Genomic DNA, 10,124 nt, shown 5'->3' with positions numbered 1-10,124 from the left:
CACATGACGCCCGCGGTCCACATGACGCCCGCGGTCCACATGACGCCCGCGGTCCACATGACGCCCGCGGTCCACATGACGCCCGCGGTCCACATGACGCCCGCGGTCCACATGACGCCCGCGGTCCACATGACGCCCGCGGTCCGGCAAGAAACGTCGCGCCGGCAAGTCGGCCGAGCGGCGACGGCCCGCGCCGTGGTGGGGCGATCGCGCTTCGCAATTCATCAGCCGTGTCGTATAGCCGATTCATGATGCTCCAACTCGCAGCGTTGTCGCCGCGTGCCGTTCCATATGGAATGGCCGTGCGTCGTGTGCAGCCGGCGAGCGGCCAGGTGCCTGGTTTTGGCGGCGCCCGGCCGCCAGTGTGGACTGCGGCAGAGTGACCAACGTCGAGACCAGCGACTACGGCGACGTCGTCCTGTTCCTGATCACTGCCGGCTTCGTCGTTCCGCTGTTCCGGCAGTGGAAGCTCAGCCCCATTCTCGGCTTTTTGGCGGCCGGTGTCCTGCTCGGTCCGTCGGGCCTGGGCGCGCTGCAGGATGTCGTGCCGTGGCTCAGCTACTTCACGATCAAGAATGCCACGAGCGTGGCGCAGCTCGCCGACCTCGGCGTCGTCTTCCTCCTTTTCAGCATCGGCCTCGAGCTCTCCTGGGAGCGCCTGAAGACGCTGAGCCGCCTGGTGTTCGGCCTGGGCGGGCTGCAGGTCGCGATCTGCACCGCCGTGATCGCCGCCGCCGCCATCGCGCTGGGGCAGGACGTGACCGCGGCCGCCCTGGTCGGCATGTCGCTGGCCTTCTCGTCGACCGCCATCGTCATGCCGCTGCTCGCCGACCAGAAGCGCCAGTTCACGCCGTCCGGGCGGGCGACCTTCGCCATCCTGCTGCTGCAGGATCTCGCGGTCGCGCCCCTGCTGGTGACCATCGCCTTCCTCGGCTACCGCATGGGAGAGACCTTCTCGCCCCGCCTGCTGCTGGCCTTCGCGCCGGCCGCCGTCGGCCTGGTGGCGCTGGTCGTGCTGGGCCGCCTGGCGCTCCGGCCGCTGATGGCCCTGGTGGCCCGGGCGAAGAGCGAGGAGCTGTTCGTCGCCGCCTGCCTGCTGGTCGTGGTCGGCGCCGGGCTGGTGGCGGCGATCAGCGGCCTGTCGATGTCGCTCGGCGCCTTCGTCGCCGGCCTGCTGCTCGCCGAGACCGAGTATCGCAAGGAGGTCGAGACCACCGTCGAACCCTTCAAGGGGCTGCTGCTCGGCCTGTTCTTCGTCTCGGTCGGCATCGGCCTTGACCTGTCGCTGCTGGTCGCCAAGCCGCTGCAGATCCTCGGCATGCTGGTGGGCCTCATGGTGCTGAACGGCGGCGTCATCTTCGTGCTGGCGCGGCTCTTCGGCTTCGCCGCCGCCGCGGCGGCGGAGATCGCGCTGCTGCTCGCCGCGGGCGGCGAGTTCTCCTTCGTCGTGCTCCATTCGGCGATGGCGGAGGGCCTGGTCGAGCCGGCGCTCGGCAACGCGATCGTGGTCTCGTCGACGCTCTCGATGTTCTGCATTCCCGTGCTCGCGGCCGCCGGTGCCGCGCTGGCCCGGCGCGCGGCGGCCTCGGCCGAGCATCCGTCCATCCCGCACGATCCGACCATGACGCCGCGGGTGCTGGTGGTCGGCTACGGCCGCGTCGGCCACCTCGTCGCCGAGATGCTGACGGCGCACGGCATCCCCTGGCTCGCCGTCGATCGCACGCCGAGGCAGGTGGAGGAGGCGCGGCTCGCCGGCCACGAGGTGCTCTACGGCGATGCCTCGCGGCCCGAGTTCCTGCAGCGCTGCGGCCTCGAGACCGCGCTCGCGGTGGTGGTGACCATGGATTCGCCCGACGGCACCGAGGCCGTGGTGGCGACGGCGCGGCAGATCAACCGCGACCTGCCGATCGTCGTGCGGGCGCGCGATGCCCGCCAGGCCAAGCGGCTCTACAGCCTCGGCGCGTCCGATGCCGTGCCCGAGACGGTCGAGGCCTCGCTGCAGCTTTCCGAGTCGCTGCTGGTCGGCCTCGGCGTGCCGATGGGCCTGGTGATCGCCTCGATCCATCAGCGCCGCGAGGACTACCGCAAGGAGCTGAACGACCCCAACGCGCTGGGCGGCCGCGCCCGCAGCCTGCGGGGGGAGTAGCTGCTGGGAGCGCGCCACTAATGGCCGAGTAACCTCCGCCAATGGCGGAGTAACCTCGGCCAATGGCGGAGTAACCTCCGCCACGATGGTGCTCTTTCGCTGGGAGCGCGCCACTCCGATGGCGCTCTTCTTTTTGATTACACACCCCATGAGCGCCATCGTGGCGGAGGTTACTCCGCCATTAGTGGCGCGCTCCCAGCGCATGACCTCCTCCATCAAGTCAGCGCCTATGGGGTCGCCGCCAGCACGCGCAGCGCGTCGATGATGTGATAGAACGAGCTGCCCGGCGCCGGCTCGTCGACCCAGGTGCCGTCGCCGGCGAGCTTGTCGCGCCACAGGCCGGACACCGGCGTCTCGAGGTAGCGCAGCAGCGCCCGCGCCGCCGACGCCGCATCGCTGCGGTAGGCGCGCCGCACCTCGGCATCCTCCTCCGCGTTGGCCAGGATGAGCGCGGCCTTCAGCCATTCGGTCTGCGACCACAGCCGTGCCTTGGCATCGTGGACCGACATGTCGTCGAGCAGCTCGAAGACGGCGACGCTGCGCACCGGATCGATGCCGTGGTCTGCGCCGGTGCGGTAGAGGCGCCGCGCCATCCGCCGCGCGTCGTCGCGTCCGCGCGCGCGGCCCCAGCGTTCGAGAAGGCCGGCCCATTCGAACTGGTGGCCCGGCCAGACCAGCCGGCCCGCGAGGCCGGCGGCGGGCGACCAGTCGGCGTTGAAGTATTCGAGCAGGTGGCCGCCTCCGGGGACCACGAAGCGGCGCATGCCGAGCTCCGCGACCTCGTCGGCCAGCGCCCGCCAGCGCGGGTCGGGCGCCACCTGGTCCCAGGCGAGCGCGGCCTCGAGCAGGTGCATGTGCGGATCGGACTGGTAGACCGCGTCGTCGACGAAGCCGGTGAAACCGCCGGCCGGGTTGCGCCGCTCGGCCAGCAGCCGCTCGACGATCGTGACGGCGATCGGTTCGAGCGCGCGATCGGCGGTCGCGCCGGTGGCGGTCGCGAGGGCGAGCAGGGCGAAGGCCTGCTCGTAGAGGTGCGGCGCCTTCTCGACCGGCCGTCCGTCGCGCGCCAGGGCATTCCAGAACAGGCCGTCGGCGCGCCGGTAGCGATCGAGATAGTAGTCGAGACCGTGCCCGACGGCGTGCTGCCACGGCCCAGACCAGCCGAGCCCGCCGCCCACGGCGTAGGAAAAGATCTGCCGCGCCTGGACGCGCGCGCGACGTTCGCCGAGGACTGGCCGCCCCGAAAGATCGATCGCCTCGTGAAAGCCCCCGGCCGTCCGATCCGCGCCGATCTCCCACCACGTCGGCAAGGCATCGGCGAGCAGCCACTGCAGCAGGCGTTCGCGCAAGTCCGGCAGGTCGGCGTCGCTCACGTGGTCATCGACTGTCATGTTCCTCCGCCTGTGGTGCCGTAAACAGCGCCTGATCGCAGGCCATTCGCAGGACGTTCATACGGACCGCGGGCGTCTCGCCCGCTCATGATCATGATCATGAGCGGGCGAGACGCCCGCGGTCCGTAGAGGGAAACTTTTCACGGTCCGATTTTGCGTCATTTGCGTCATTTGCGTCAGTGCCCTTTGGAATCAAGCACTTGCGACTGACGCACATGAACATGTCGAGCTCGTTTTGCGTCAGTCGGCCGTTTTGTGTCCGTCGGGCGTGCTGCGGCGGAAAGCGACCCCGGCCACACCCTCGCGCTTGCGCATGATCCATCCTCCTTGATGCCGCGCCGTCGCCGGCAACGAGTCGTCGCCAGCCTCTGCCACGCTAGGCGAGATTTGCGCGACGTCAATCGGGCCCAGCAGAATGGCGGCAGGAATCTCCCCGTTTAGAGGGTTCATCGTCTTCCGGACCGCGGGCGTCCCGCCCGCTCGTCATCATCACCATCATGATCATGAGCGGGCGGGAGGCCCGCGGTCTGGGGAAGACCATGACCCCTCTGGCCCGTATGACGGGGCACCTTTCCAGCGAAGTTGGGGAGAAGGGCAAGAAAGTCGTTCACCATTGCTCACACCAGTTCGCTGTAGGGCACGAAGTCGACCTCGGTGCCCGACGCGAGCCGCGTCAGCTCTTCTGGCAGTTCGACCAGGCCATCGGTCTCGGTGAGCGAGGTCAGCATGCCCGCACCTTCCTTGGGGAAGCGCGTCGCCGTTGCGAGCCCGGCGGCGGGGCGGTCGAGCGAGACGCGCACGAACTCGCGGCGGCCGGCCTTCTTCCTGTAGTCGAAGGCGCTTCTGACGCGGAAGCGGCGGGCGATGTGCGGGTCGGTGCCGGACAGGGCCTCGATCATCGGCCGGGCCACCAGGGCGAAGGTGAGCAGGGCGGCGACCGGGTTGCCGGGCAGGCCGGCGAGCGGCGTGGCGCCGATCTGGCCCATCGCCACCGGCCGGCCGGGCTTGATCGCCAACCGCCAGAAATAGAGCGAGCCGTGATTGGCGATGGCCGAGCGGACGTGATCCTCCTCGCCGGTCGAGACGCCGCCCGAGGTGACGATCAGGTCGCTCGCCGCGGCAGCCTCGCGCAGCACATCGCCCAGGCTCGCGGCGTCGTCGCGCACGATGCCGAGATCGGACACGTCGACGTCGAGCCGCTCCAGCATGCCGGCCAGCATGTAGCGGTTGGCGTCGTGGACCTGGCCCTGCCGCAGCGCCTTGCCGGGCTCGCGCACCTCGTCGCCGGTCGACAGCAGCGCGACCGACAGGCGCCGGCGCACCGGCACCTCGACGAAGCCGAGCGCCGCCAGCAGGCCGAGATCGGCCGGCCCCAGTCGCCGGCCGGCGCCGAGCGCCCGCGAGTTGCGGGCGACATCCTCGCCGGCGCGCCGCAGGTTGGCGCCACGCTTGATGCCGGGCCGGATGGTCACCTGGTCGGCTTCGCGCAGGCAGTCCTCCTGCATGATCACGACGTCGGCGCCGTCCGGCAGCATGGCGCCGGTGAAGATGCGGATGGCCTCGCCCGGCCCGAGCGCCATCGTGGCGCCGTGACCGGCCGCGGCGCGGTCGACGCAGCGCAGCACCGTCTCGTGCGCCGGATCGAGATCGTCGAAGCGCACCGCATAGCCGTCGACCGCCGAGTTGTCGTAGCCCGGCACGTCGATCGGCGCGGCGATGTCCTGGGCCAGCGTTCGCCCGAGCGCGCGGCGCAGCGGCACCGGCTCGACGCCGGCGACCGGCGTCACCCGCTCGAAGATCATTTTACGCACGGCGTCGATGCCTAAAAGGGCACCGCCGAAGGCAAAGCAATCGTCGGAGAGCTGCGCCATGCGACCACACCTCCGTCAGATGCCCGGGAGCGCGCCACTCCGATGGCGCTCATGGGGTGTGTGTCCGACACGAAGAGCGCCATCGGAGTGGCGCGCTCCCGGCGGAAGAGCGCCATCGGAGTGGCGCGCTCCCGGCGGAAGAGCGCCATCGGAGTGGCGCGCTCCCGGCGGAAGAGCGCCATCGGAGTGGCGCGCTCCCGGCGGAAGAGCGCCATCGGAGTGGCGCGCTCCCGGCGGAAGAGGTTGTTTCTTGCTGGTCTGAAGCCCCTTTGTCACGCGCGCCCCTTACTCCGCCGCCTCGGCGACGGCGGCGAGCGGCTCGACCTGGGCGGCGCAGAACTTGAACTCGGGAATCTTGCCGAACGGGTCGAGCGCCGGGTTGGTCAGGATGTTGGCCGCCGCCTCGGCGTAGCAGAACGGGATGAACACCATGCCGGTCGGCACGTCGGGGTCGACGCGCACCTTGAGCTCGATGGCGCCGCGCCGCGTCGACACGCGGATCATGTCGCCGCGCCCGATGCCGAGCTTCTCGACGTCGCGCGGGCACAGGAACGCCATCGCCTCGGGCTCGAGCTCGTCGAGCACGGCGGAGCGCCGCGTCATCGCGCCGGTATGCCAGTGCTCGAGCACGCGGCCGGTCGACAGCACGTAGGGATACTGCTCGTCCGGAACCTCGTCGGGCGGCCGCACGTGCGCCGGCACGATCCGCCCGCGCCCGCTCGCCGTCGGGAATCCGGTGTTGAACAGGATCTCGTTGCCGGGTTTGTCGGCGGCGTCGGCCGGATAGGTCACCGCGCCCTCGCGCTGCAGCCGCTCCCAGCTGATGTTCTTCAGCGACGGCATGGTGCCCGCCATCTCGGTGTAGACGTCGCCCACACCCGAGTAGCTCCAGCCGCAGCCCAGCCGGTTGGCGAGATCGATGATGATGTCGAGATCGACGCGCGCCTGGCCGGGCAGCGGCAGCGCCGTGCGCCCGAGCTGGATGCGGCGATCGGTGTTGGTGTAGGTGCCGGTCTTCTCCGGGAACACCGACGCCGGCAGCACGACGTCGGCATGCCAGGCGGTCTCGGTCAGGAAGATGTCCTGCACCACGAGGTGCCTGAGCTTGGCCAGCGCCTGGCGGGCGTGATGGACGTCGGGGTCCGACATCGCGGGATTCTCGCCCATGATGTACATGCCCTCGATCTGGCCGGCGTGGATCGCGTTCATGATCTCGACCACGGTGAGGCCGCGCTTGGGATCGAGCGGCACGCCCCACGTCGCCTGGAAGTAGTCGTGCGCGCTCGCCAGCTCGACCGGTCGATAGTCGGTGAAGAACATCGGGATCAGGCCGGCGTCCGACGCGCCCTGCACGTTGTTCTGGCCGCGCAGCGGATGCAGGCCGGTGCCCGGCCGCGCGATTTGGCCGGTGACCAGGGCGAGCGCGATCAGGCAGCGCGCATTGTCGGTGCCGTGCACGTGCTGGGAGATGCCCATGCCCCAGAAGATGATCGAGCTCTTCGAGCGCGCGTACATGCGCGCCACGGTGCGGATGGTCTCGGCCGGCACGCCGCACACCGGTTCCATCGCCTCGGGCGAGAAGCCGCCGATGCGTTCGACCAGGTCGGGGAAACCTTCGGTGAAGCCCGCGATGTACTGCCGGTCGGTCAGGTTCTCGGTGATGATGGTGTGCAGCATCGCGTTCAGCAGCGCCACGTCGCTGCCCGGCTTGAAGCGCAGGTCGATCGTGGCGTGACGCGACAGGCCCTGCCCGCGCGGGTCGGCGACGATCAGCCTGGCGCCCTTCTTGACGGCGTTCTTGATGAAGGTCGCGGCGACCGGATGGTTTGCCGTCGGGTTGGCGCCGATCACGATGATGGTCTCGGCGTCGAGCGCCGCGGAGAACGGCGCCGTCACCGCGCCCGAGCCGATGCCCTCGAACAGCGCGGCGACCGACGAGGCATGGCAGAGCCGCGTGCAGTGATCGACGTTGTTGGTGCCGAAGCCGGTGCGCACCAGCTTCTGGAAGAGATAGGCCTCCTCGTTGGAGCCCTTGGCCGAGCCGAAGCCCGCCAGGCCGGGCCCGCCGCGCCGTTCGCGGATCTCGATCAGGCCCTGGGCGGCGCGTGTCATCGCCTCTTCCCAGGTGGCCTCGCGGAAATGCGTCCACGGATTGGATGGATCGACCTCGTCGTCGGCCGATTTCGGCACGCCGTCCTTGCGGATCAGCGGCACGGTGAGGCGGTCGGGATGGCTCGCATAGTCGTAGCCGAAGCGGCCCTTTACGCACAGCCGCGCGTGGTTGGCCGGACCGTCCTTGCCGGTGACGTGCAGGATGCGGTCGTCCTTGATGTGATAGGTGAGCTGGCAGCCGACGCCGCAGAACGGGCACAGGCTGTCGACCGTGCGGTCGGCCCATTGGGTGCGCGTCTGGCTGGCGTCGAGCAGGGTGGCCGGCATCAGCGCGCCGGTCGGGCAGGCCTGCACGCACTCGCCGCAGGCGACGCACGAGCTCTCGCCCATCGGGTCGCCGAAATCGAACACGATCGTCTCGCGATGGCCGCGGCCGGCCATGCCGATCACGTCGTTGACCTGCACCTCGCGGCAGGCGCGGACGCAGAGGGTGCAGTTGATGCAGGCGTCGAGATTGACCGCCATCGCCGGATGGCTGACGTCGCGCGCCGGCCGCACGTCGGCGGGGAAGCGGCTGGTGGTGACGCCGACCGCATCGGCCCAGTTCCAGAAGCGCGAATCCGGATCGCGCGACGTGGCGCGCGCCGGCTGGTCGGCGACCAGGAGCTCGAAGACCATGCGGCGCGAGGCTTCGGCGCGCGGCGTGGCGACGCCCACCTTCATGCCGGCCGTCGGCTTGCGCAGGCAGGAGGCGGCCAGCACGCGCTCGCCCTCGATTTCGACCATGCAGGCGCGGCAGTTGCCGTCGGGCCGATAGTCCGGCGCCGTCGACCAGCAGAGATGGGGGATGCCGACTCCGTTGCGCTCCGCGACCTGCCAGATGGTCTCGCCGTCCCGCGCCTCGACCTCGACGCCGTCGATCGTGAACTTGATGGAACTCATCGCACGATTCCCGTAGGTGGAAGAGACGACTCATGCGCTGGGAGCGCGCCACTCCGATGGCGCTCATGGGGTGTGTAATCCACAAGAAGAGCGCCATCGGAGTGGCGCGCTCCCAGCGCATGAACGCCTATGCGCACGCCCCTCATCGCACGATCCCCACATCGGCCGGGAAATGCTTCATCACCGTGCTCAGCGCATTCGGCGCGGCCTGACCGAGCCCGCAGATCGAGGCATCGCGCATCGCCACCGAGAGCTCGCCCAGGAGCTTCTCGTCCCAGCCCGTCCTCAGCATCAGCTTGACCGCCTTCTCGGTGCCGACCCGGCAGGGCGTGCACTGGCCGCAGCTCTCGTCCTCGAAGAAGCGCATCAGATTGACCGCGGCAGCGCGGATGTCGTCCCTGTCCGACAGGATGACGACGGCGGCCGAGCCGATGAAGCTGCCGTGCGGCTCCAGCGTGCCGAAATCGAGCGGCACGTCGCCCAGCGAGGCCGGCAGGATGCCGCTCGACGGCCCGCCCGGCACGTAAGCCTTGAAACTATGGCCGGGCAGCATGCCGCCGCAGAACTCGTCGATCAGCTCGCGCACCGTCACCCCGGCGGGCGCGATCTTGACGCCCGGATCGGCGACGCGCCCGGACACCGAATAAACGTGCAGGCCCTTGCGGCCGTTGCGTCCCTGGCCGAGCCACCATTCAGGCCCGCGTTGGACGATGTCGCGCACCCAGTACAGCGTCTCGACATTGTTGATCAGGGTCGGCCGGCCGAAGATGCCGACCTGGAAGGGCAGCGGCGGCTTGTGGCGCGGCAGGCCGCGCTTGCCCTCGATGCTCTCGATCATCGCCGACTCTTCGCCGCAGATATAGGCGCCGGCGCCGCGCCGTAGATGGACCCGCACGCCGGCCAGCAGGCCGGCCGCGTCGAGCCGGGCGATCTCGCGCTTCAGGATCGCGTGGCAGGCGGGATACTCGTCGCGCAGATAGAAGTAGATGCCCGCCGCCTCGACCAGGTGCGCGCCCATCAGCATGCCTTCCAGCACGCGATGCGGATCGGTCTCGAGGAAATGGCGATCCTTGAACGTGCCGGGCTCGCCTTCGTCGGCGTTGACCGCCATCAGGCGCGGCCCCGGCTCGCCCAGCACCGAGCGCCATTTGCGCGCCGTCGGGAAGCCGGCGCCGCCGCAGCCGCGCAGGCCGGCCTTGTCGACGATCTCGACCAGCGCCTCGCGCGTCAGCGCGCCGCTGCGCAGGCGGGCCAGGGTCTGGTAGCCACCGGCGGCGCGGTAGGCGTCGAGATCGATGTAGTCGGGGATCGCCGCATGGTGACGATGCTCGCGCACCGCCTCGCCGACTGACGCGGCATCGGCGTGATCGATGAAGTTGTGGCCGACCTCGGCAACCGGCGCGGTATGGCAGTGCCCGACGCACGGCGCACGAACCACGCGGACATCGGACCCCTGGCCCGCCTTGAGCGTCGCCAGCAACTCTTCGGCGCCGGCCAGCGCGCACGACAGGCTGTCGCACACCCGGATGGTGGTTGCCGGCGGCGGCGTCTCGCCCTCGCGCACGACGTCGAAATGGGCATAGAAGGTGGCGACCTCGTAGACCTCGGCCTGCGCCATGCGCAGCTCGTCGGCCAGGGCCATCAGGTGGGCGGCGGAGATGT

The 10,124-nt window shown here is 70.0% G+C and carries 5 protein-coding genes; 1 reads left to right on the top strand and 4 read right to left on the bottom strand.

Annotated features, from left to right (window positions below):
- Nucleotides 1-379 precede the first annotated feature (379 nt).
- Complete coding sequence (locus AB7O82_RS33545; RefSeq protein WP_428621327.1) at nucleotides 380-2,146, top strand: cation:proton antiporter; 1,767 nt, start codon at nucleotides 380-382, stop codon at nucleotides 2,144-2,146.
- Between the two features lie 227 nt (nucleotides 2,147-2,373).
- Here the strand turns inward: AB7O82_RS33545 and AB7O82_RS33540 are convergent, their stop codons facing one another.
- The 4 genes from AB7O82_RS33540 to AB7O82_RS33525 all read right to left on the bottom strand — a co-directional run.
- Entirely contained in the window at nucleotides 2,374-3,537 is a 1,164-nt protein-coding gene (locus tag AB7O82_RS33540; protein WP_428621325.1) for an AGE family epimerase/isomerase, read from the bottom strand.
- A 617-nt stretch (nucleotides 3,538-4,154) separates the two neighbouring features.
- Nucleotides 4,155-5,408, bottom strand: coding sequence for a molybdopterin molybdotransferase MoeA (locus AB7O82_RS33535; protein ID WP_428556244.1), 1,254 nt, complete (start codon nucleotides 5,406-5,408; stop codon nucleotides 4,155-4,157).
- Nucleotides 5,409-5,693: 285 nt separating this feature from the next.
- Nucleotides 5,694-8,462, bottom strand: coding sequence for a formate dehydrogenase subunit alpha (gene fdhF / locus AB7O82_RS33530; RefSeq protein WP_428552659.1), 2,769 nt, complete (start codon nucleotides 8,460-8,462; stop codon nucleotides 5,694-5,696).
- A gap of 142 nt (nucleotides 8,463-8,604) precedes the next feature.
- Nucleotides 8,605-10,124 (bottom strand): NADH-ubiquinone oxidoreductase-F iron-sulfur binding region domain-containing protein (locus tag AB7O82_RS33525; protein ID WP_428621323.1); only part of this gene is annotated, 1,520 nt, incomplete at its 5' end.

The sequence above is a fragment of the Reyranella sp. genome, from assembly GCF_050185545.1.
Classification (GTDB): Bacteria; Pseudomonadota; Alphaproteobacteria; order Reyranellales; family Reyranellaceae; genus Reyranella.
This window is presented reverse-complemented; position numbering and strand designations above follow the sequence as displayed.